General features: G+C 62.3%; 16 protein-coding genes. 11 read left to right on the top strand and 5 right to left on the bottom strand.

What is annotated here, in order from left to right:
- The first annotated feature begins 212 nt into the window (after positions 1 to 212).
- The 5 genes from ATJ93_RS19820 to ATJ93_RS19800 all read left to right on the top strand — a co-directional run bounded on the left by ATJ93_RS19820 (position 213) and on the right by ATJ93_RS19800 (position 6,006).
- Positions 213 to 1,766 carry an ABC transporter substrate-binding protein gene (locus ATJ93_RS19820; protein WP_394338802.1) on the top strand — a complete coding sequence of 518 codons (1,554 nt, stop codon included), beginning with the start codon at positions 213 to 215 and terminating at the stop codon, positions 1,764 to 1,766.
- 82 nt (positions 1,767 to 1,848) lie between these two features.
- Positions 1,849 to 2,868, top strand: coding sequence for an ABC transporter permease (locus tag ATJ93_RS19815; protein WP_120246379.1), 1,020 nt, complete (start codon positions 1,849 to 1,851; stop codon positions 2,866 to 2,868).
- Positions 2,865 to 3,887: an ABC transporter permease gene (locus ATJ93_RS19810; protein ID WP_120246378.1), complete on the top strand. Its 1,023-nt coding sequence runs from the start codon at positions 2,865 to 2,867 to the stop codon at positions 3,885 to 3,887. Before ATJ93_RS19815 ends, ATJ93_RS19810 begins: the two co-directional genes overlap by 4 nt.
- A complete protein-coding gene (locus tag ATJ93_RS19805; RefSeq protein ID WP_120246377.1) occupies positions 3,884 to 4,945 on the top strand; it encodes an ABC transporter ATP-binding protein in 1,062 nt (353 codons plus the stop codon). The genes ATJ93_RS19810 and ATJ93_RS19805 overlap by 4 nt, the downstream gene beginning before the upstream one ends.
- Positions 4,942 to 6,006 (top strand): ABC transporter ATP-binding protein, encoded by a 1,065-nt coding sequence (locus tag ATJ93_RS19800; protein WP_120246376.1) that lies wholly within the window; start codon positions 4,942 to 4,944, stop codon positions 6,004 to 6,006. The genes ATJ93_RS19805 and ATJ93_RS19800 overlap by 4 nt, the downstream gene beginning before the upstream one ends.
- A gap of 199 nt (positions 6,007 to 6,205) precedes the next feature.
- Here ATJ93_RS19800 and ATJ93_RS19795 read toward each other — a convergent pair whose 3' ends face one another.
- A complete protein-coding gene (locus tag ATJ93_RS19795; protein WP_211334100.1) occupies positions 6,206 to 6,394 on the bottom strand; it encodes a TIM barrel protein in 189 nt (62 codons plus the stop codon).
- Positions 6,395 to 6,661: 267 nt separating this feature from the next.
- Here ATJ93_RS19795 and ATJ93_RS19790 point away from each other — a divergent pair, with 267 nt between their 5' ends.
- The gene (locus ATJ93_RS19790) at positions 6,662 to 8,842 is read left to right on the top strand and encodes a right-handed parallel beta-helix repeat-containing protein (protein ID WP_170155614.1); all 2,181 of its coding nucleotides are present in this window, start codon (positions 6,662 to 6,664) and stop codon (positions 8,840 to 8,842) included.
- 301 nt (positions 8,843 to 9,143) lie between these two features.
- Entirely contained in the window at positions 9,144 to 9,416 is a 273-nt protein-coding gene (locus tag ATJ93_RS19785; RefSeq protein WP_120246374.1) for a hypothetical protein, read from the top strand.
- A 191-nt stretch (positions 9,417 to 9,607) separates the two neighbouring features.
- Here ATJ93_RS19785 and ATJ93_RS19780 read toward each other — a convergent pair whose 3' ends face one another.
- Complete coding sequence (locus ATJ93_RS19780) at positions 9,608 to 10,981, bottom strand: sulfatase-like hydrolase/transferase (RefSeq protein WP_120246516.1); 1,374 nt, start codon at positions 10,979 to 10,981, stop codon at positions 9,608 to 9,610.
- Between the two features lie 46 nt (positions 10,982 to 11,027).
- Positions 11,028 to 12,038, bottom strand: a complete 1,011-nt coding sequence (locus ATJ93_RS19775; protein WP_120246373.1) for a formylglycine-generating enzyme family protein — start codon at positions 12,036 to 12,038, stop codon at positions 11,028 to 11,030.
- A 188-nt stretch (positions 12,039 to 12,226) separates the two neighbouring features.
- Here ATJ93_RS19775 and ATJ93_RS19770 point away from each other — a divergent pair, with 188 nt between their 5' ends.
- Positions 12,227 to 13,666, top strand: coding sequence for a family 4 glycosyl hydrolase (locus ATJ93_RS19770; protein ID WP_120246372.1), 1,440 nt, complete (start codon positions 12,227 to 12,229; stop codon positions 13,664 to 13,666).
- Between the two features lie 51 nt (positions 13,667 to 13,717).
- Here ATJ93_RS19770 and ATJ93_RS19765 read toward each other — a convergent pair whose 3' ends face one another.
- Both ATJ93_RS19765 and ATJ93_RS19760 read right to left on the bottom strand, forming a co-directional pair.
- Complete coding sequence (locus ATJ93_RS19765; protein ID WP_147376664.1) at positions 13,718 to 15,079, bottom strand: hypothetical protein; 1,362 nt, start codon at positions 15,077 to 15,079, stop codon at positions 13,718 to 13,720.
- A gap of 509 nt (positions 15,080 to 15,588) precedes the next feature.
- On the bottom strand, positions 15,589 to 19,473 hold the full coding sequence (locus ATJ93_RS19760; RefSeq protein ID WP_170155613.1) for a glycosyl hydrolase: 3,885 nt from the start codon (positions 19,471 to 19,473) through the stop codon (positions 15,589 to 15,591).
- Between the two features lie 1,479 nt (positions 19,474 to 20,952).
- Here ATJ93_RS19760 and ATJ93_RS19750 point away from each other — a divergent pair.
- From ATJ93_RS19750 to npdG, 3 genes are all read left to right on the top strand, one after another.
- On the top strand, positions 20,953 to 21,720 hold the full coding sequence (locus tag ATJ93_RS19750) for an IclR family transcriptional regulator (RefSeq protein WP_120246368.1): 768 nt from the start codon (positions 20,953 to 20,955) through the stop codon (positions 21,718 to 21,720).
- 86 nt (positions 21,721 to 21,806) lie between these two features.
- Positions 21,807 to 23,057 carry a mandelate racemase/muconate lactonizing enzyme family protein gene (locus ATJ93_RS19745; protein ID WP_120246367.1) on the top strand — a complete coding sequence of 417 codons (1,251 nt, stop codon included), beginning with the start codon at positions 21,807 to 21,809 and terminating at the stop codon, positions 23,055 to 23,057.
- A 10-nt stretch (positions 23,058 to 23,067) separates the two neighbouring features.
- Entirely contained in the window at positions 23,068 to 23,757 is a 690-nt protein-coding gene (gene npdG, locus ATJ93_RS19740) for an NADPH-dependent F420 reductase (protein WP_120246366.1), read from the top strand.
- Positions 23,758 to 23,776: the final 19 nt, after the last annotated feature.

Genomic DNA, 23,776 nt, shown 5'->3' with positions numbered 1-23,776 from the left:
GACGCAAATTTGTTGAGATCGGTGCGATCGCCGGCACTGGACTACTTGCCGGTTGTACCAACGGAGATGATGCGAGCAGCGACGGTGGGAATGGAGGCGCAGGCGGCGAAAGTGACCGGTTTACCCTTGTCGTCGGACGCCCGCTTCCGGAGGTTCAGTTCAATCCCTTCAATATCCAGAACTACGGCCAAACCATCAGCACGTACCTCAACGTGGGGCTCGCTAACGGGCACGCCGACGGAACTGTGCAGTCACGGTTCTTAGAGGACATCTCAACGGACGAAAGAGAGATGACGATCTCGATTCCGGAGGGATGGACCTACTGGAACGGCGACGAGATCACGGCAGAGGATCTGTACACCGCGTTCGAACTCAAGCGGTACCAGAACTACGACTCGACGAGCTACGAGAGTCACGAAATCGTCGATGACTACACGGTGAAGCGGACGTTCAAGAGCCCAGTCACGCCGACGCTGATGCAGGCCTCCCTCGTGGGTGAGCCCTTCGTCCACTCAGAGCTGTTCTCGGACTATCTCGAGGATTACGAAGACGCGAGCTCCGCGGACGAGCGCGAAAGCGTCACCGAAGAGCTCATCCAGTACACGATTAGTGCGGAAGACTACATCGACGGCGGATACGGAACGGGCGTGTATCGGCCCACCGAGTGGAACAGCGACCGGGCCGATGCGGAACTGGTCGAGGACCATCCGATGGCCGAGTCGACGGACATCCCCGGGGTCCGCATCTACGCCGTCGGCGGCGAAACCGATGCGATGGCGAGAAACAACACGCTCGACCGTGCGGGAGTGCACCCCGACGACACGTGGATGGAAAGCACGGATCTGGAGATCGAGAGAACGATCAACTGGTTCCGGGCCCAGAAGTTCATCCTCAACTGGAACAACAAGCATCTCTCGAACCTGAATGTCCGCCGGGCGATCATGGCCATCATGCCGCTCGAGGCGATGAGTGCGGCCGCGAACGAGGGCGGGTACAATGCGGAACCGACTCAGTTGCAGACCGGTCTCCGAGAGTCGATCCACGGGGAATACCTCGGTGAGGACTTCACGGAACAACTCATCGAGTATCCGGTTGCGTCTGATCCTGAAGCTGCTGGAGAGTACATGCGTGCGGCCGGCTACTCCGAGGAGGGCGGAAGCTGGGTCAGTCCTGACGGAGAACAGGTCTCGTTCAACATCCTCTCACGGAGCAACACCGGTCAGGCACTCCCGACAACGGCCTTCTCGGACGCACTCAATCGCTTCGGGATCGAGACGGAAGTGAACGCCATCGGCGAGGACTACTACACCACACTGCAGAACTGGGAGTTCGACATGGGTTGGGTCTGGCACGTCGCGTCCGCGCTGTGGCATCCGACCTCCTACTTCTCGAACGACTTCTACGGTGTCCGTATCGGTGACCCGGGGGAGACGGAAGGGACCGGTGAGACCGGCATTCCGCTTACCATGACCATCCCGAGCGAGATCGGTGCCGAAGAGATCAGCGGGAGCGGACAAGAGATCCGACCGGCTCAACTGAGCAACGATCTACGGTCGGCCGAATCAACCGAGCGGGTTCGAGAGATAACCCGAACGCTGTCGTGGTGGTTCAACTACAGCCTCCCGGCAATCGCCTACATCCAGGAGAATCAGACTAGAGCGCTGGACACGACGAACTTCGAGATCGTCTCAGATACGCAACCGCCGTTGAACGTGAGCGAACCGATCATGGAAGCGCTGTTCAACGGCCGCATCCGCCAAAAATAGCTTGTGAGAACTCGGTGCTCACTCGCCCGACCACAAATGATAACAAAGAAATAGTAACTGGATCACAATAGTAGACACACCCATGAATCTAAACTATCTCATACGACGGCTTGGGCAGGCCGTTATTACGTTCTGGGCGACGGTGACGCTCACGTTTGCACTCTATCACATGATGCCTGGTGGCCCAGTGGAATCGATGCAGAATATCATCCTCCAGCAGATCACGACGTCCGGCGGGACAGCCGACCTCGAACAGATCGAGGAGATGGTCACGCTGTACGCGAACATCCAGCCCGACGATCCGGTGTACATCCAGTATATCGACTACTGGCGCCAACTGCTGTTCGAGTTCAGCATGGGACGGTCGTTCTCACACCAGGAACCGGTCACGACGCTCATCGCTGAGCGCATTCCGTGGTCGATGTTCGTCTCGGTGTACTCGCTCGTCATCGGGTACACAGCGAGTATTCTGCTCGGGTCGGCAATGGCTTTCAAAGAGAAGAGCCGTTTCGACTCCATCATGTCCACCATCATGGTCTCATTACAGTCGACTCCGTACTACATCGTCGCGCTCCTGCTGATCTACTCGGCCGCACTACAGCTCGGATGGTTCCCGACCGGCGGTCGCGTCGGCACCGGAGTCGAACCTGGATTCAACCTGGAGTTCATGACTAGCATCATTCACCATGCGGCCCTGCCAATTCTCTCGACGAGCATTCTCGGAATCTCTGGCGCGATCTCGCTGCGCGGGAACGCGATCCGCGTCCTCGGTGAAGACTACCTCCGAGTGGCGGAGCTCCGCGGTCTTCGCCCGAGTCGGATCGCGACCGAGTACGTCGGTCGGAACGCGATCTTGCCGATGTACACGCGATTCATGATCGGGATCGCGGGGGTACTCAGCAGCTCAGTCATCCTCGAGCAGATCTTCTCCTACCCGGGGATGGGGCTGCTCATGTACAACGCGATCAGCATCAGAGACTACCCGTTGCTGATGGGGACGCTGATCATTTTCACGTCGATCACCATCATTGGGATCCTGATCGCCGACTTAACCTACGGATACATCGATCCGCGGGCGAGCGGCGGAGGTGGTACTGAATGAGTGACTCAGAAGGCGAAACACAATCGGAACTGGAAGCACTGTTCGAGCCCCAAGACACTGTCGAGTCGCTAACACGCTGGGAGCGGATGAAACAGCAGTACGATCTGTACATCCGCGCACCGCTGAAGGTGGCGATCAACGACTGGCGGACGGTCGTCGGTCTGGGCCTGCTCATAATGTTTGGCCTGGCGGGAACCGTCGGCGTCTGGTTCACGAACGCCCCGTCGTCCGGTCAGGCACCGTTCCTGCTCGGTCCGTTCGAGAACTGGGCGTATCCGCTCGGGACCGACGCACTCGGCCGGCCAATTCACACGCAGCTCATCCATGCGACCCCCTCCATGTTCCAGATGATCCTAGGCGGCGCCGGGATCGCGATCGGTCTCGCGACGCTCGTCGGGTTGCTTTCGGGGTTCCTTCGAGACACGTTGGTCGACAGGGTACTCATGACGATCGCCGACGTCGTTATCACGATCCCGGGGCTCCCATTGGTGATGGTGCTGGTCGCCGTCTTCCAGCCTCGGAACCCGTATGTCGTCGGAGTTCTCCTGGGTCTCGATGCGTGGCCCGCCTTGGCGCGACAGATCCGCTCGCAGGTGCTCAGCATCCGCGAGGAACACTACGTTGAGGCCTCGAGGATAATGGGACTGAGAACCTGGACGATCCTCCGGCGGGACCTGTTAGGACAGCTCACGCCGTACATCGCCATCAACGCCGCGTTGGCGGCCCGTGGAATTATCTTCGGATCGGTCGGACTGTACTTCATCGGTGTGCTCCCGTTCAACGCACTGAACTGGGGAGTGATGATGAATATGGCGTACGAATCGGGCGCGCTGAACGACACCGCGAAGCTCCATTGGCTCATCTGGCCGATGTTGACGATCTTCCTGTTATCGGTCTCGTTCGTCCTGCTGTCGCAGGGGCTCGATAGCGTTTTCAACGTCCGACTCCGAGCAAGACACGCACAAACGGCTGGTGAAGGCGACAAATCCGCTTCAAAAGGAAAACACGATAACGCATGAAATCCGAACCGATAGCTGAAGTCAGAAATCTCAACGTAGCCTTTCCCATGGATCGAGGCGAATCGCGGGTCGTCCGCGACGCCGATATCGATATTTACCAGGACGAAATTCTCGGCGTCGTCGGTGAGAGCGGCAGCGGCAAATCGATGTTCGCCGCATCGCTGCTCGACGGCGTCGTCGAACCAGGCGTGAGTCGTGGCGACATCACGTTCAATCCGCCGGAGGGCGGTGACCCAATCTCCGTGTTAGACCTCTCGGAGGAAGAGCTTCGACGGTTCCGCTGGGATCGGGTCGCCATGGTGTTCCAGGGGGCGATGAGCTCGTTTAACCCCGTCAAAACGATCAGGGCACACTTTAAGGAGACGCTCCAGGACCACAACAAAAACGTCGAAGAGGGGTTAGAGCGGGGTCGACAGTTGCTCGAAGACCTGTATCTCGATCCCGACCGGGTTATGGACTCATATCCACACGAGCTGAGCGGGGGCATGAAACAGCGCGGTCTGATCGCGTTAAGCCTGCTTCTAGACCCAGATCTGTTGATCCTCGACGAGCCGACGGCGGCGCTTGATCTGCTGATGCAGCGGTCGATCATCTCCCTCCTTCGAGATGTGCAGACCAATTACGACGTGACGATGGTGATGATCACCCACGATCTGGCGCTACTATCAAAGCTGGCAGACCGAATGGTTATCATGTACGCCTTCCAGTTCATCGAGATGGGCGAAACCGACGAGATCGTCTGGAACGCCTCTCACCCCTACACTAGGGCACTACTCGCGTCGACGCCGAGCTTGGCCTCAGATATCGACGAGATGAAGCCGATACCCGGTGACAAGCCGGACCCGGTCGAGCAGTTCCACGGCTGCTCGTACAGTTCGCGATGCCCGCTCGCGGACGACCGGTGTCGCAACGAGGAACCGCCTCTCAGGACGATAGAGGGGTCGAATACTCAACAAACTGCATGCTTCCACTACGAGGACGCGGCAGATGCGATCCAACTGCCGTCCTCGCCACAGGAGACGGCCGAGTCCGCCGCAGCCGACGGGGGTGAACAATGAGCGGGGCTGACCCGGTCATCTCGATGCAAGACGTCACCGTCGAGTTCGGTGAGAGCGGCTTCGGTCCCTTCGGCGACTCCGAGGTCGTGCGCGCCGTCGACGAGGTGGATCTCGACATCGACGAAGGAGAGGTAATAGCCTTGGTCGGCGAGTCCGGCTGTGGGAAGACCACGCTTGGGAAGACCGCGATCGGCTTCCAGCGCCCGACCAGCGGCACGATCTGCTACCGCGGCCAGGATATCGGGGAAGCGCGTGACAGCCGCAACGCCGACATCCCGTTCAGCGAAATTCGGCGGTCGCTTCAGATCATCCATCAGGACCCCGGAAGCGCACTGAACCCCAATCAGCGCGTGATCACTTCACTGCTGTTGCCGTTAAAAAAGAACACGGACCTAGGTCGCAGCGAGTGCAAGGAGCGTATCTATGCGCTCGCCGAAAGCGTCGGACTCACTCCGGTCGAAGACTACATGAATCGCTACCCGCACCAGCTCTCGGGTGGCGAACAGCAACGGACGGTCCTGATCCGGGCGATGATGATGAACCCGGATCTTATCCTAGCAGACGAGGCTATCAGTGCGCTTGACGTCTCGCTGCGGATCGAGATGATGGACCTCATGCTGGAGCTGCGGGAGATGTTCAACACCTCGTTCCTGTTCGTGTCCCACGACCTCTCGAACGCGAGGTATCTGACGAAGAAGTCCGGCGGACGCATCGCCGTGATGTACCTGGGAGAGATCGTCGAGATCGGGACCGTCGAGGAGATCATCGAGAACCCTCAGCATCCCTACACGCAGGCGTTGAAATGGGCGACGCCGAACCTCTTCGTCGAAGACGAGCAAGAGTCGCCGCTCCGCGGGCTCGACATCCCGGACCCTACCGAGAAGCCGGAAGGGTGTCCGTTCCATCCCCGCTGCCCGGAGGCCCGTACCGTCTGTGAGACGACGCGGCCAGAGGCGTACGGGAGCGACGACAGCGAGTACCGATGTAAGTGCTTCCGCGCGACCGACGAGCACGAGTATTGGAACAATGAGGAGCTAGCGGGTACCGAACTCGTCGAGTAGTACCCGTCCCCAGTATCCTTCCCTCGGAACGTGTTGTTGCAGACGAGTAAGCGAGTGTCTTCGGGACTTGGCTTCGAGATGGTTCACCGTCCAAGGCGGGACAGCTGGTCGTGCTCGGACGGGGTGCGCCCGTCGTCAGTGCGGAAGCGCGGGGACCGGTGAGGTCGATCTACCGCCACTTGAGGACGGTTTCGACTACCTAGTCGGCGTCTCCCGTCGGTGAGAACTCACAGTCGACGTATCCGTCGTAATCGGTGTCAGCGATCGCCCCGAAGATCGCTTCGTAGTTAAGCTCGCCTGTGCCTGGCTCGTAGCGCCCGGGCACGTCGGTGACGTGGAAGTGGCTGATCCGATCGATGTTTTCGGACGGCGTGGCGATCGACGTCAAATGTACCTGCTGATCGTCAGGGCCGAACCGCAAGTGAAAGGGTCCGCTCGCTACTCTCCTGTGGGAACCAGCACCGCCGATTGTCGACGGAATAAGTTCTCAGTTATCGAAGTTTATTTGTAATTTCAATAACTATAATAAATATGAATAAAATATAAGTAGATAGTTCACAAGATCCGATATATGGTAGAGCAAAACATACCTGATAGTAGCGACGATAGAGGGGACGATGACGGATTTTCGCTAACGCGTCGCTCTGCAATATCGATGCTCGGTATCGGAAGCGTAGGAACGGCTATCGGATCCGCGACCCCCCAGGAGAGTGCCGACAGAGGCAGAGACGGACGTCCGTGGAACCGAGACGTCGACGCGAACGAACACACCCTGTTCGACCTCCACTCGCTTGACGTCGATCACGTCCATACGGCAGCTCGCGACGCCGACGCACTCGTCTGGCGGGACGAGGAAGGCATACTTCACGTCGACACCCAAGACGAAACACTGTACAGTGGTGAGGACTTCACCGAAGCCGTACAGACGGCCCTCGATAGTCTAACTGACGGTCGTGACCGCAAGGAGCGGGTTGTCGTCGCCGCGTCAGGGACGGTAACCGACGGCGGGACGAATTGGGACGAACCGGGTCCCGACGCGATCGATGTGCCGAGCAACGTGGTGCTTGACGTCCGCGGCACGATCCGTGTTGACGGCGGTATCGCGCTCCGGGCACTCGACGCCGAGAACATCGAGATTCCGCGGGCCGTCATCCGGGGGGAAGGACAGGCCCTCCTCTTCCGGAGCGTTCGGAACGTTCACATCGGTCGCCTGGATATTCGCGGTGAACCGGCGATCAGTGGAGTCCGAATCGACGGTTTCGCGAAAGGGCGAGGTGACGATACGATTCGTTGCGAGGATATCCAGATCGACAGCACCTATATCGAGAGGATTGTCGAGGGATCAAACGAACACGCATTCGAGACGTACGCGGTCGATCGGCTCCAGCTTGGTGAGATCATCGTCAAGGATGTACCGACCGGTGCCGGCGTTCTGCTCAACGACACGCAAGACGCGACCGTCGGTGAGATCGTCGCTCTCGATATCGACCCCGGCGGCGGTTACGGCGCGTTCCGGCTGGCGAACAGCTGTACGGATATCACTTGCGGACAAGTCGTCGCTCGGAACGCTGCACGGGGCGTCTTCACGGTCTCGGACACCTCTCATGCGACGGTCAACTCGGTTAACATTGCCGGAACGGACTCCCACGGTGTCCTGATTCAGGACGGCGAGAACATCACGATCAACGGCGGCGTAATCAAAGACCCTGGCGACGAGGGCGTTCGCATTGATTCGCGGTCGTCGCCCGAACACCGGCCCGCCGAAAGTGTCTCAGTGTCAAACCTCAGGATTGTTGACGAGTCGGGTCAGGAGGGGATCAGCGTTACGGTCGGTGGACGCAGCGGAAAAGATACCAACAACGTCCGCGTCGTCAACAACGACGTCCGAGACAGCGGCGGTATCTACGTCGAATCGCCGTCGACGATCGTCCGGGACAACGTCGGTGACGGGATCGCCTCGGGCAGCGTCACGCTCGAGTCAGGCGCGGCTCCTGCCGCTCGCGTAGAAGACATCGCCGAGCACGGATCAGCAACGCTCGACCTCCGGGCGCAGGTGACGACCGTTCCCGACGTACCGTTCGCCTGGGATCACCGCTTCGAGTGGACTGGCGACGGCTGGGACCTGGTCATCGAGTGGGAATCCGATCCCGGCGAGGACCTCGAGCTGAACTTCGTTGCCGACCAGCCGCAGGTGACCGCCGGATTGGTCAACGAGACCGACGACGAGGACGAGGACGACGAGTTCGACGTCGGCGATCGCTCTCCCGGTGTCGTCGACGGCTTCGAGAACGGCAATCTCGACGAGTACGAGGGGAGCGCGGACAACTACGAAGTCACCTCAGAAGCACCGATCGCAGAGGGGAACTACAGTCTGAAAGGAGGCGTCAATTCCGATAACGCGACGCCGATCGTCTCGACCGACGGGCTCGAGCGGTATCCCTCGCAGGGGACAACCTTCTCAGCGGAGATCGGCTTCACGGAGGAGATGCCGCACATGGGGATCGTCTTCGGTGCAATGGATGTCGGCGATTTCCACCTCATCCGTCTCGAGAACCTGTGGAGCTATTTCGAGGAAGACGATCCGGATATCAAACTCCAGATGTTAGCCGGCGGCGACGTCAAGGACGGCGTCGATCCCGAGGCGCTTGAACCGGGCGAGTTCCACGAACTCGTCGTCGAGTGGTCCCAGGATGACGAAATCACCGTGACGCTTCACGATCCCGACGGGGCTGAAATCGCGTCGGTAACCGGGTACGGCGACGGCCGCACTGCTGGCGGTATCGGAACGCGGAGAACTGCGCTGCTGGACGATATCACGATCGACGAGGTCCACTGAGGGATCAGTCGTTCCGCGCTCTTCCGTACCATTTTCTTTCGTTCCCCTCGCCCCCGGATAGGCCCGGTGACAGTGAGGTGACGTCTCTTATCACCGTCATGTCGTCCGATCTCGAAAAACGAGGATTGATACCTATTGTCACTCCTTTACCAGGAGAGATTGAATCGCTATCCGAGGGATCTTGATCAGAAGCGTCGGATGAAGTGGCTAAGCCGACGAGGCGTTCTCGAAAGCGGGTTCGTGGGCGACGCGGCGATGCTGGCTGGATGTAGCGGGAACGGCTCCGAAGACGAATCTGGCAGTGAAAACGGCGGTCCGGACGGCAACCATTCCGTGGTTCCTCCACCTCAACCATGCCGACTACGAGAACGAGGACTGGAAGGTACCTGCGGAGATCGGCAATCCCGACGCTTCCGAGACGGTAGAGATCAACGTCATGGACGAAATCGGGCAACTCCTCCTCACGGGCGACGACGAGCACCTCCAGCGGCTGACCTGGTGGTACAATCAGGTCCTACCGATGTACGGTTGTGTCGTCGCGGGTGACTACGGGGCGATCAATGCCGCCGACTAATACGTCGACGGACCCGAAGAAATGATCGATAGCCGCGTCACCGAGTATAATCTCGTGAAACTTCCGGACGGAGACCTGATCCCGCGCAAAGAGGTGCAGCGTCGCCGACCGACGTAGCCGCTTCCCAATGAACTGTTTGAGGAACGGCCATCGTACGTTCTATCCTCGAATATAGAAAGACGGATCAGCGCTCAGGCTGGATACTCAGCCTCGAGAATCTCGACGTCGGTACCCTCATACTCTCGGATACGCGCTTGAAGTCGCTCGCGCAACTCGTCAGCGACCTCGCGATAATCGGGCCGACCGATCAGGTTCACCTGTTGGTGCGGATCCGCCCGCAAATCGTAGAGGTAGCGTTCGACGTACCCGTCCGCAGGACTCGCGGGATCGTCTATCGGGTCGGCGTCGGGGTCGTACACCGAGTAGGTCCAGCGATCGGTGCGGAGGGTCCGCTCAACCGCCGATTCGCTGACCTGAATGAAAGCATCGGCCGGTCGCTCGCGTTCGGCACCGCTTGCTCCGTCTTCGTTCCCGGCGACGAGCGGACTAACACTCTCGCCCTGGAACGAATCCGGCACCTCGACGTCAGCGGCATCGAGCAGCGTCGCGGGAAGGTCGAGCAGACTCACTACGTCTTCGACGGTGCCGCCGTCATCGAAGCCGGGACCCTGCAAAACGGCGGGGACTCGGATAGACGATTCGTGGCACGATCGCTTGTACTCGCGGTTACGCGTGCGGAAGTGGCAGCCGTGATCGGACGTGAAGAGGACGATCGTTTCGTCGTCGATACCTTCGCGCTCGAGCGTCGCGAGCAGGCGCTCGAGGTTCTCGTCGATCCGCCGACAACAGCCGTAGTAATCAGGGAGTTCCTCGAACCAGTCGCCCGGCCGCCCCTCGAGGTCCGGCGGCACCCATGGGTTAGCGAACTCCTCGGCGTAGCCGTCCGGCGCGACGTAAGTGTCCTGATCGTTCTGATGGTGGGGCTCGAGGTACGACAGGAAGAGGAAGAAGGGATCGTCCGAGTCGCTCTCGTCGGCAATGAATTCCTCGGCGTGATCGGTCAAGAAGTCCACGCGGTACCGATCCTCGAACTCGACTGGTTCACAGTCTCCGTCGTACAGGGTTCCCTCGTAGGCTTGCGAGGTGTGCTCTAGGGCGTCGGCAGCGAGCCAGTAGTCCTCGTAGCCGCCGCGAAGCCGCTCGGGTACCGGCTCGAGGCGGGTGTTCGCGATGTGCCACTTGCCGACGTAGCCGGTCCGATACCCGGCGTCGTTGAACGCGTCGGCGAGCGTCGTGGTGTCTTCGATCGGCGAGTCGGCCTCGCCGCTCATGAGGTTGCGGTAGATGCCGCACTCAGTTGGATACTGTCCCGTCTGCAGCGATGCCCGCTGCGGGCCGCAGACGGGATTCGACGAAACGCACTGTTCGAGACGGGTTCCCCGGTCCGCCATCGCGTCGAGCGTCGGCGTAACGTCCATCGGGTTCCCGTAACAGCCGGCCGTGTCCCAGCGCTGCTGGTCAGTGAAGACGACCACTACGTTTGGATGGTCTCGGCTCGAAGTCACGGCGGGGCCTACGCCCGCCACTGCATTAAGTCACGGGGAGAGAGATTCAAACGTTCGCAACACACCGGAACCCGATGTTCCCCGTCGAGCTCGCCGGCGTGTTCTTGCTCCGCGCAGCGAGGCGGTACCGATTGCACCACGACTCGTGACAGAGGTGGGAGCCGCCGCGCATCGACCGCACCCGACCGTCGTCCGGTCCGGTCGGGTTCTCGGCGGCGGTCGTTTCGTGGTAGTCGGGATCGAACCAGTCGGCGCACCACTCCCAGACGTTGCCGACGACGTTGTACAGCCCGTATCCGTTGGGTTCGAAGGCGTCCACGGGCGCCGTTCCCAGGTACCCGTCCGAGGCGGTATTGTGCTCCGGGAACGACCCCTGCCAGACGTTACACCGGTGTTCGCCGTGGGGTTCGAGTTCGTCGCCCCAAGGAAACCGGGTGCCCTCGCGCCCGCCGCGGGCGGCGTATTCCCACTCGGCTTCCGTCGGGAGGCGCCGGTCCGCCCAGTCGCAGTACGCGACCGCGTCGTTCCACGAGACGTGCACCACGGGGTGGTCGAGCCGGTCTTCGATCGACGAGCCGGGACCTTTGGGACGGTACCAGCAGGCACCCTCGACGCCGACCCACCAGTCCGCCGCACCGGACGTGCCGACAACGTGCTCGCGGGCGTCGGGCGTGAGGAACTCCTCGAAGACGAACGACCAGCCGTGGCGCTCGGCGTCGGTGGTGTACCCCGTCTCCCGGACGAACTCGTAGAACTCCGCGTTCGTCACGGCGTGTATGCCGGCGGCGAACGGATCTACGACGACCTCGCGGGCCGGGCCCTCCCCGTCGTCCTCGAAGCCGACCTCGGAATCGGTTCCCATGCGGAACGTACCGCCCAAAAGGCGGCGCATCCGGGTTTCGTTGCCGGTCGGTTTCGCGTTCGCCGACGCCGCCTCCCCCGCCGCGGCGTCCTTCGCCGCCGAAGCGGACTCGCCGTCGCGGTCGGTCGTCGCGTCGCGGGTCGTCCGCGATCCGCCCTTCGAGGGCGAACAACACGAGGGCGTTTCGTTCGTCATAGGCGTGCCACAAAGACAAAGAGCCACGCGTTTAGTTCCGTCGGTCGCTCGAACGGACCGGCTTCGGTCACACCCGACGCCCGCCGATGGCGGACGGGGCGCACGGGTGACCAGCCGACGGCGGGGGACCCGGTCCGGTGCTGCTGCGATCACAACTATTTTGCGACTGTTTCCCATGTGTCCTGACGATGCATACGCTCGAGGAGATACCGGATCCGTCGTCAACGGCGACGAACGCGAACGTGAAGATCGGTTACATCGGCGGCGGGAGCGAAGGATGGGCGCACACCCTTATCAACGACCTCCTGCAGTGCGAGGACGTCTCGGGATCGGTCGCGCTCTACGACGTCAACTACGAACCGGCCGCGAAAAATGCCGAACTCGGCAACCGCCTCGTGGAGCGGGACGACGCACCCGGCGACTGGACGTTCGAAGCGTACCAGGAAATAGAACCTGCGCTCAAGGGAGCAGATTTTGTGATCTGTTCGATTCAGGATCCGCCCGAGGAGACGTTCGTCCACGACATCGACGTCCCCCAGGAGTACGGCATCTACCAGACGGTCGCGGACACCTGCGGACCGGGCGGGGCCGTTCGGGCGCTGCGGGCGATCCCGCAGTACCGCGAGATCGCGGCGACGGTCCGCGAGCAGTGTCCCGACGCCTGGGTGGTCAACTACACGAACCCGATGACCGTCTGCACCCGAGCGCTCTACGAGGAGTACCCCGATATCAACGCCATCGGTCTCTGTCACGAAGTTTTCGGCACTCAGCGGTTCCTCGCCGGAATTGTCGAGAAGTACGTCGACGAGGCCGAGGACGTCGACGCCGAGGAGATCGACGTCAACGTCAAGGGGATCAATCACTTCACCTGGATCGACGAGGCCTACTGGTACGACCGCGACATCTTTCCGTACCTCGACGAGGAACTCGAGGAGCGAAAGCCCCTGCCGAGCTTCGAGCCCGGCGACCTGGACGACGAAGGATACTGGACGAACCATCACCAGATCGCGTTCGATCTGTACGACAAGTTCGGCCTGTTCGGTGCCGCGGGCGACCGGCACCTCGCGGAGTTCGTCCCGTGGTACCTCGACATCGACGAACCCGAGGAGATTCAACGGTGGGGAATCCGCCTGACGCCCAGCTCCGCGCGGCGGTCCGACGGCGAGGGTCCGGCGAAGATGAGTCGCTACCTCAACGAGGACGGCACCTTCGAGTTCCAGGAGTCAGGCGAAGAGGTCGTCGACATCATGCGCGCATTGCTCGGCATCGAACCAATCAAGACCCACGTCAACTACCCGAACGAAGGCCAGATCTCCGATCTGCCGACCGGCCCAGTCGTCGAGACGAACGCGATGATCACCGGCGCCGGCGTCAAACCGATCACCGCCGGCGACTTCCCCCGCGAGGTCCGCAGCATGGTCAGGCAATCCGTCGATAATCAGGAGACGCTCGTGGAAGCCGGCTACGCCGGCGATCTGGACCTGGCATTCCAGGCGTTCCTCAACGAGCCGCTCGTGACCATCCAGCGCGACGAGGCCAGGGAGCTGTTCGCCGAACTGGTCGAGATCGAACGCGACTACTTCCGAGACTACGACCTCGAGGGTGCCGATGTCCTCACGGACGACTGACCGCTCGCGGGTCCCGTCCGAACATTTTCGCAACGGGGACCGGCGGACGGCTTACAGGCCGGCGACGTTCCGCCAGTTGTAGCCGACCGCGCCGAGCCGCTGGGCTTTGCGGTAGTAGGGATGCTCGTAGCGGCGCCGGGCCGCATCGCCGTCCTCAGCGTTTCGATCACCCCACAGACGAACGCGACCGTCATCGGTGTACGTCACGAACTGCTCGCCGGCCCGATCGAGAAGCTTCGACGGCGAACACCGGACGACCGTGTCGTCGACGGTATCCAGCTCGGTCCCGTCGGCGTCGATGACCCGTCCCTCGCGGTCGAACATCTCGTAGACGAATTCGTGGACGCCGTCGCCGTCGAGATCCACCGGGAGCGCGGAGTAGACTGGGTAGTCGAGCTCACGCTCCGCGCCGGTGAACGGGTCCCAGCCGTACTCGGACATTTCGTCGTAGCCGGCGTGTTTGTTCGCACCCGCAACTGCGAGCCGATCGCGCTCGTCGTCGCCGACGCGGGCCGTCCAGCCGGTGTGCATGTGGCCCGCCTCGAGGTCCGCCCAAACGCGCTCGCCGTCGGCGTTGTAGGTGACGACCCGGGGCGGCTCGTCGGTGTTCGATTCCCGGCAGGTGTACGTGTACCATTCGTCAGCCTCGTGATCGAGCGTCGGAAGCACGATGTCAGAGTGGCCCGACCAGGTGTCCCGATCGGCACACCACAGCTCCCGGCCTTCGTCGAATTCGACGCAGCGTTCGCCCCAGAGTAGTTCGTCGACACCGTCGTCGTTTAGATCGAGCACAGGACACATGTGGCTGCCGCGAGCACCGGGATCGTCGCGGTCGATCATCAGCTCCCACCGCCGCGACAGGTCCGGATTCCAGCCCTGCAGCTTCATCGTCCGGTAGGTTCCCTGGGCGGTTCCGAGCACCGGTTCGCCGTCGACGTGGCCGCCGAAGATGAAGTTCCTGTAGGCCATGCTCATCGGCTCGTACGGTGGCACCGGCCAGTCCCAGGTCCCGGTCGTCTCACCGGTTTCGGCGTCTACCCGTTCGAGCTGGTAGTGACCGGCATCAAGCGGGTGGTCGGGATCCTCGTTTCCGACGTACCAGATCTCCTCGACGCCGTCTCCGTCGAGGTCAAACGGATAGACGGGACAGAACCACTTTCCGGGGACGACACCCTCTCCTGCATCGTGTTGCCAGCGTACGTCGCCGTTCCCGTCGACGAGCGTCAGCGTCAGCGTATCCGTCGGGAACGTGAAGTGACCCGGCGCCGGATCGATGTTCGAGTGGCCGCTGTGGACGCACAGCAGCGCGTCCTCGGATCGCAATCGAACGGGAGCAACACGTAGCTGGTTCAGTTCACTCGCGAGTTCGGCCTCGAGGAGTATATCGAGCTCGATCGTATCCACGGGAGACATTCGTACGCGCTGTATGACGTGCGCAGCAGTATATAGATTCGGTCCGCGAGGGGAACGGGATGATCTCGGCGCACCCGTTCCACGGCGTGAGCCCGGATGCATATCGCACCGACGATGAACCGGCCACGTCTTCCGGTGTGCGGTGATTGGAAGCCGGTGGACTGATAATTGATCTGACCGCCGTAACCGGTGTGACGGATTTCGAGCTTTCACGCCGCCGGTAGAGCTTCGGACTCGCAACCGCGCTCGGTCTCTCCCTATCCGGCTGTTTCGACGATGGCGAGACTAGGGACTCGACTGGAGACGGGAACGGAGACCGGACCAAAGCCGACGACGAAGCAAACGCGACCGACACGGACGACGCGGAAGATGAAATCGAAACCGACGTCGAGGACCCCCTCGAGGAAGAGGAACCCGTTGAGCCTAGTCTTCGAAACCGAGGACGGGAAGCCGGTCTCGACGGGCCTCTAAACCCTTGTGGGGACGAAAAACTGGACGAGCCGTCGCTGTCAGCTATCCGTCGAATCGCCCGTCTCGAGAGCGATCGAGACGCCGCGTTCGACGCGGAGTTCGACCGGACCGAATAGGCCGGAACGCCGCTGTCCCTCGTACACGTACCGCGTCGGCGTCTCCGTGGCGAAGTGGTTGGCGACCGTGTTCGCGACCCGAATCTCGATCTCGACGTCGCCGGGACTCGCGGCGTCGGTCACGTCGATCTCGTAGGGTGCGGCGAAGGCCGTCCCGACAGGTTCGCCGTCGACGCGGACGGCAGCGGACACGCCCACATCGCCGAGATCAAGCACGACGCGGTCGTCGGAATCGAATTCAGGGGTCGAGACGGTCTTCCGGTAGACGCCGACGCCCGAATAGTCGCGTAATCCGAGTTCGCACCAGTCGCCGGTATCGACGCGGGTAGTCTCCATGTCGACCCGAACTGGGCCAGTCCACCGAGCGCCACCGTATGCGTTCGTATTATCGACACTGCGAACGGCGACCTCCGCCGGAGCCGAGAGCGGCGTCTCGAGCGAGACCCGATCGCCGTGAATCGATTGTTCCTCGCCGTCGATCCAGACGCGAACGGCTCCTGACACCGGTAGCGTGAGCGTGGTCGTTCCGACTGGTGCCTCGAACCGGAACCAGTCCACCCGATCGTCCGCCCACGGTCGCGCGTCGAACGGGAGCGCGTCGTCGTCGGTATACGTCGGCGCATCGATGATAATGCCATCGTCCGACGCAGAGCCGTCGTTGAACCACCGAAGCCGCGGCACGTACGACATGTCGCGCTCGGCGGCCTCGGCGGGCGGCGACTCGAAGGCGACGTGGGTTTCCGTACCCGGCTGCACGACGACGTGGACGGGAACGGTCCCGCCCGACACCTCGAGTTCGAGCGTGTCGCCGTCAGGTTCGAGCTCCGCGATCGGTTCGCCGTCGATACGGAGCTCCTCGATTCCGGTTCCGTAGTGGCAGACGACGGACTCCTCGCCCGCCGCCCGGACCGTCGTCCAGAAGTGGACCGGTGCCGCGCCGTCGGGCGCCACGAGGAAATCGTCGGAAACGATCCCGTCGAAGCCGTGATCGTCCGGGTGCGTACCCGGCTTCCCGGTCAGCGTCGAGAACTCGTACGGCTCCCAGTCGTCGGGGGCCGCTTCCGGTGATGCCACGTCAGCCGCGTCGGCGTCGGCGATCCGTCGCCACAGGTACTGGCCGTACGACCAGCGCACCCTCCGCCAGTCGGCCGTTCCAGTTTCGAGGTCGGGATCGGTCCACCCCTCCTCGAGCCCGTCTTCGTCGTTGTCTTCGGTCCGATGCTCGAACTCGCGCACTTCGACGCCGATCGTCTCGTCGCTCGCGGGGTACCGGTGATCGCCCCACTCGTTGGACAGCGTCGGCTCCACTTCGAACGTCCAGTCCTCCTCGAGCGGGATTGTATCGGGAACCGTCGCGGGGTCGCTCGCGCCGGCGTAGCGCCGGCCGTCCACGACGAGCGTCGCGTCGTCGCGCCCCGAGTTCGCGGTCCGTCCCTCGACGACGACCCGGTCGTCGTCCGTTGCGTCGGTATCGACCCGCTCGACAGTAGTCAGCGACGTGTCCGCGACGACCGCGTCGACATCCCGCTCGTCGTCGACGACGAGCAGGTGGAACTCGTGGGGGGCGAACTCGAGCTCGAGCGACGCGTACCCGTCGGCCCGTTCGACGGGGAAGATCGGCTCGACGTCGCCGGATTGCACGTCCCACCGCTCGATCCGTCCGGTCGCTCGAAGATCGATCCGCTCGGTCCGTGACTCGTCGCGGGTGTTCAACAGGAGGTAGATATCTCGGTCGCCGGCCCGACGGTGGGTGTGGTACACGTCCGCCGACGTGCGGACGTCCCGATCGACGTGCCGGTCGAGAACGGAGGTGAGATCATCCGCGACCTCGTAGGTCGAACTCGAACCGTCCAACGTGACGTCGGCAGCGAGGATCCCGACGCCGCCACCCTCGCGCTCCACGACGATTGGAGCCTCGTCAGCGCCGTCTCGCCAACGCTGGAGTCCGTCGCCGAATATCCGCTCGAGCAGCGGCTCGAGGCGTTGGTCATCTGCCCCGCCCTCGACGGTCGCCGTCGGAAGGCGGCCGATCGAGACGACGACACCGCCGTCCTCGACGAGTTCCGCGGCCGTCTCGAGGACGCTTCGCCGGACAGTGGTGGTCGGACCGATGACGAACGCCTCGGCCTCCTGACCGGCGAACGTGAGCCGGCCGTCAGAGACGCCGCCGTCGTCGATCGTCTCGGGATCGACGAAGAGAAGGTCCGCGACGTCGGTGTAGATCCGCTCGGCGATTTCGCGCGTCCGCTGGTCGATCGTGTCCGCCTCGGATTCGAACTCGACCCGGTGGTGTCCACCTGGCCCGTCGACGTCCGGCTCGTCGCCAGCCAGTCGATGCGACTGGACGGACGTGATCGGGTACAGCATCGCGATATCGACAACGGGATCGCCCCGGCTGCACAGGTACATGAGCCGTGTGACGGCGTCGTTGAACGCGTCGGCCTGCTCCCAGTAGGGCTGGCGGAAGTGCGTATCCGGCGGCGCATGCTCGTACCAGCCGCCGAGGGTCGCGTAGTAGAGCCCGTGTTTGTTGTACCGATTGAGCCCGTAGCAGGCGTTTTCTGCGATCGCCGCGAAGTGGAGGTCGAGCGGAAAGCCCCAGCCCGTAGTGTGCAGCAACTCGCCCCAGACCCGATCGCGGTTGTAACAGGCCGCGATCGACGCCGCCAGCTTGCCATCAAAGAAGTTGCGCGTGCCGACGCCATCAAAGGCGCCGCCGTCGTCGTACCCGGGCTCCTGGAACCACCGCATCGTCCGGACGTAATCGCCGTACTCGGAGGCGTGCTCGGTGAGATCGTTGCGCCCCCAGTTGTCATGGGCGAACCGAAGTCCCCGGCGCTCGTGCCACTCGTAGAGCGGTTGGAACCAGTTCTCCTCAAGCATTGTTACGACGACGTCGTGGTACCGCGCGCGGATCGCCCGAGTTTCGGGACCGCAGTCCTCGAACAGCGCGATCAGCTGCGACGTCGGTTCCTCGCCCCACTCGGCTCGGTAGCGAGCGAGGAGTCGAGCGTCGCAGGGTATCGTTCCCCGGAGGATGTACAGCTCGTCCTGGAACGTCCCAACGATCGGGTCGCCTAGGGCGTCGCCGAGCCGGTCGACGTACTCCTCATAGTGGAGTTCGATAATTCGATCGACGACATCCCGGGTCGTCCGACACAGTCCCTCCGGCCGGTAACCGACAGCAGCGACGTGCCACTCTCGATCGTCGCCGTCGGGTGCAGTCCACTCCACGGTCCGCTCCCGGTCCGACTTGCGCGCCGCGTCGACGTCGAGTTCGACGGCTTCGTCGATCGACAGCGTCCCGTCGTCCGCAACCGGATACGCGGCGACCGAAACCGGCATGAACTCTTCCGGGAGCTCGAGCGTCGCAGTCTCGCCGGGTTCGACCTCCTGGCCAGCACGATCGAGGACATGTCCTTGGAACTCGGGGTGCTCGTCGATTTCGTCCTCGAGATACGACTGCCAGTACCGCTTCCAGTTCGGCGGACTGTGGTGGTAGGTCAGATCGTGGATCCACAGCGACATCCCGAGGCGATCGCACTCGCTGACCGCGTGTTCCATGTACTCCCACCACTCCTCCGTGAAGTACGGCGTCTGCGGCCCCTGCGGCGGTCCGTGGGGGAACTTCTGCTCGAAACAGACCGCCTCGACCCCACGCTCCTTTAGCGTCTCGAGCTGATCGGTTATCCGCTCCTCGCTCAGTCGATCGCCGTCCCACCACCAGAACGGAACGTTGCCGTACTCGCTCGCAGGGGGGTCGCGAAAGCTGTCGAGTGTTACCGGTAAATCGTCGTCCGTCGTCATACCCGTGATCATTGTTACAACTACTTAGAAATACGTGGCGACGGAAATCGAGCGGTGTCCCGTTCCAGTCCCGACCGAACGCCCGGCGCCGCCGAAGTTCTCGACGACGAAGTTCTCGACGACGAATTAGTCGCGTCGGAGTCCGCGCGGAACGGTCCAACGGTGCGGAGAGCCGAGGGTCGGTTCAGCGAGAAAAGCGGGACGGCGGACGGAGCGGCCGACCGCGTATCCAGAGGCTACGCGACCGCCGGTTGACGGCTCGGTTCTTGTAGTCCGGTCGTCGACGCCGAGTACCTCACGGGGGGACCGAGGCGCGCGAAGCTGTCGAACTCGTCGAGGCGATCAACGAGTCCGCCAAGGCCGGCGAACCCGTAGGACTGGAGACACGGAAACTCGCCCGATCGGCAGTCGATCGTCGTCGCCAGTGATCGACGACGATCCCCCTCAAGACGCTCGGCAAACCCGGAGCGTTGACGCCCGAGTCGACCGGATAACGCTCGAGCCCATTGATCGTCGGTCGGACAAAGCGGTAGCGTCGCTGAACGGCCACACTAAAGTCGTAATTCACAGTTCGGTCGCGGAACTCCGGTTGTTCTCCTGTTCCCCGTCTCACCGACCGTGTTTCGAATCGGAATCCGAACTGAAAATTTTACTGTCGGTCTGTTCCCCCTTCGCTAATCGTTACAAGCGTACTGCTGTAATTGTATTTACAGTAGTACGATTATAATATAATTGGTCGCTAGCAACGGCGGGGATTATCCCCGAGATGCGTGAAACAGCGCGAGAGAACGTAACACAACCATATAACGAACATGACGAGAATTCTCAAGGGACAAACGGGTTCGTCGATCAAACGGAGGAAAAAGAATGCACGCAGTGCTAATTGCGTATCTCGGGGAATTTTAGAGACACAAATGAAAGAAATGTTATAGTAAGTTCATTTCACACCTACGAGCGTCTGGGTATCATTCGTTCCTCCCGAACGCACGTCCGATCGAATCGGTCTGCCGCAGCGGATTCGCACCGGTTTTCCGAATTAATTCCCGGTGCTATCCGGACCAACGAACGAATTGGGACAGGAAGGAATCGCCGACGCTTGTATCACGGACCGGTTCCCGATAGCCGGTGTAGACCCAGGTACTTTACTATCATGCATCCGTAATCCAACTGCCTCTAGTAGGGTCTACTACCCGTTGGGATGAAATCGAAGCACCCGTTCGGAGACGAAACCGTATCGAGAACCGGGACACCCTGTGTAATGTCGTCGGGTAGCGCTCGAAGGCGCCGACGGTGATCAAATACTCACGGATTCTTTTCTCGCGAACCGTACTGGCTCATCCGGATCGCCGTCACCTGATTCGATATCGGCGCGTACGTCCCAGCAGCGCGTCACCGCTCCCGGACCTCCGTTATGTTCACTCGTAGCCGTAGTTCCCGTAGCGGGAACAATTTTATTAGGATAGAATCAATTATTAAGATATGGAATCACAACGGGAAACAGGTCGGACGATCCGCTCGGTGCAGATAGCGTTCAGCATCATCGATACGCTACAGCGGAAGAACGGCGCCGGCGTCACAGAGATCGCAAACGAGCTCGGACACTCCAAGAGTACGGTCCACAGCCACCTAGGAACGCTCGAGGAACTCGAGATCGTCGTCCGAGAAGACGGCCAGTATCGCCTCAGTCTCCAGATCCTCGGGATGGCACAGCACGTTCGCGAGCAGGTCGGGAACTACGAGGTCATTCGAAGCGAAGTCGAGACGCTCGCGGCGGACACCGGCGAGATCGCGCAGTTCGGTATCGAGGAACACAACCGAGTGTCGTACCTCTGTAAGGCGGCTGGCGACAGCGCGGTCGAAACCGCCTCGAGCGTCGGCACCCAGCAACCGATCTACTCGACCTCGCTCGGGAAGACGATCTGTGCGTACCTCCCCCGGGAACGCGTCGAAGAAATCGTCGCAGAAACCGAGTTCGTCGCGCAGACGCGCAACACGATCACGACGCCGGAGGAGTTCTTCGAGGACCTCGAGGCGATTCGCGACCGCGGCTACGGCATCGACGACGAGGAGAACATCAACGGCCTGCGCTGCGTCGCCGCGCCCGTCAGGAAAGGCGAGAAGGTCCTGGGTGCCATCAGTGTCTCCGGCCCCTCGAGCCGGTTTACCGACGAGCGACTCCATGGGGAACTCTCGGACTACGTCCAGCGTGCTGCGAACGTCATCGAACTCAACACCAAATTCTCGTAGGCAGTCCCGCCCGCTGCGCTCGTAGATCAGGACGATTCTTGACGGTGCTCGCATGATTTATACTGATAGATGTAGTTAGCTCCGGTATGGAGATTACAGCAGTGAGAGGCTACGCCCTCTCGTCGCCGATCGATCCGGTACAGGAGCGGCCGTTCCACGGCGGCGTCCGACGACTCCGGAAGCGGGACGTCGTGTTAGTCGTCGTCGAAACGAGAGACGGCCTCCGGGGAATCGCGACGGCCGGCGCGAGCAGTTCGGCCATGACCGAGTACTTCGAGGGCGACTCGCAGGGAACGTTCGCCGACGTCGTCGAGGGGCCCGTCGCCGACGCCCTCGAGGGCGAAACCATCGACGCGATCCCCGACGCCCACGACTTGCTCCGCGGGAGCAACGTTCCCGACGGCGATCTGATCGAGGCGATCTCGGCGATCGACGTCGCGCTGTACGACATCGAAGGGAAGCGGCGCGGCGCGCCGGTCTACGAACTGCTCGCGGACGAGTTCGACGCCGACGCGGCGCCGACGACCGAACTCGATCTGTACGCCAGCGCGGGGATGTACATGGAGCCGGACGGCTACGTCGAGCAGGCACAGGTCCTCGAGGAGCTGGGCTTTTTCGGCTACAAGTACCGCCCCGGGATCGGTCCCGAGGGCGACCGCGAAACCGTCGCGCAACTCGCCGCGAGCGTGGACGACATCGAACTCATGCTCGACGTTCACACCTGGTGGAAGCTCCGCGAGGGCTACGACCGCGAGACGGTCCGCGATCTGGTCGTCCACGCTGCCGACCACGACGCCTACTGGATCGAGGAACCCGTCGAGCCGGACGACCACGAGGGGTACGTCGACCTCGCTGCAACAGATGCGCCGCTCGCGGGCGGCGAGAGCGAGGAGTCGGCCGCGGGACTGGTCGCGCTCGGCGAAACCGGCGCCGTTGACTTCCTTCAGGGCGACGTCCGCCACCACGAGGGCTTTACCGGCTGCCGGGAGGCCGTCGCGCTCTGCGCGGGCCGGGACGACCTCGAGTTCGTCCCGCACAACTTCGGGACGTGGATCGGCCTCGCCGCGAACGCACACCTCGTCGCGGCCGCGCCCGAAGCCACGCTCGTGGAGTACCCCGTCTTCGAGGACGACCCGCTGTTCGACACCGAGGTGGATCCCGGAATGTATCCGTTCGATCTCGCGTTCGACCTGATCGAGGGACAGCCCGACGTCACCGACGGCGTGCTGTCGGTGTCCGACGAGCCCGGTCTCGGCGTCGAACTGAACGAAGACGTGATCGAACAGTACCCGCTCACGGACGGTCCCTGGACCGAATTCCACTACGATAACGACTGACAATCCACCGATGACGACCAACGCTACCACGACGGAGATCGCACTGCTCGGCGGTACCGGCGAGATCGGCGAAGCGCTCGCGCTGCGGCTGGGACGCGATGCGGACTACCCGCTGACGATCGGGTCGCGAGACGAGCGGAAGGCCAGCGAGGCAGCCGAGCAGTACCGATCCCGGTTGCGCGACCGCGGCGTCGACCCGCAACTCGGGGCGGCCGAAAACGTCGACGCCGCGGCGGACGCGGACGTCGTCGTACTCTCGGTTCCGCCCTACTACGCCGAAGAGACCATCGAAACTATCGCACCAGGGCTCGACGACGAAACGATACTCGTCAGTCCAGCGGTCGGCATGCAACGCGACGAGGACGGCCTCCACTACCACCCGCCGTCGGTGGGGAGCGTCATCGAAATGATCGACGAAACGGCGCCGGACGACGTTCCCGTCGTCGGCGCGTTCACGAATCTGTCGGGCGAACGACTCGCCGATCTGGACGTGGAGATCGACACGGATACGCTGTTGCTCGGCGACGACGAGGGGGCCAAGGAGACGGTCGCGACGGTCGCGGACTCGATCCGCGGCCTCCGCCCGCTCGACGTCGGACCGCTCACCAACGCCACCGAAGTCGAGGCGCTGACGCCGCTGCTGATCAACATCGCGCAGTACAACGACGACATGGAGAACGTCTGCGTGACGTTCCACTAAGCGGTCGCGTTTCGGTCCC

This window comes from Halopiger aswanensis (assembly GCF_003610195.1).
GTDB lineage: Archaea > Halobacteriota > Halobacteria > Halobacteriales > Natrialbaceae > Halopiger > Halopiger aswanensis.
This window is presented reverse-complemented; position numbering and strand designations above follow the sequence as displayed.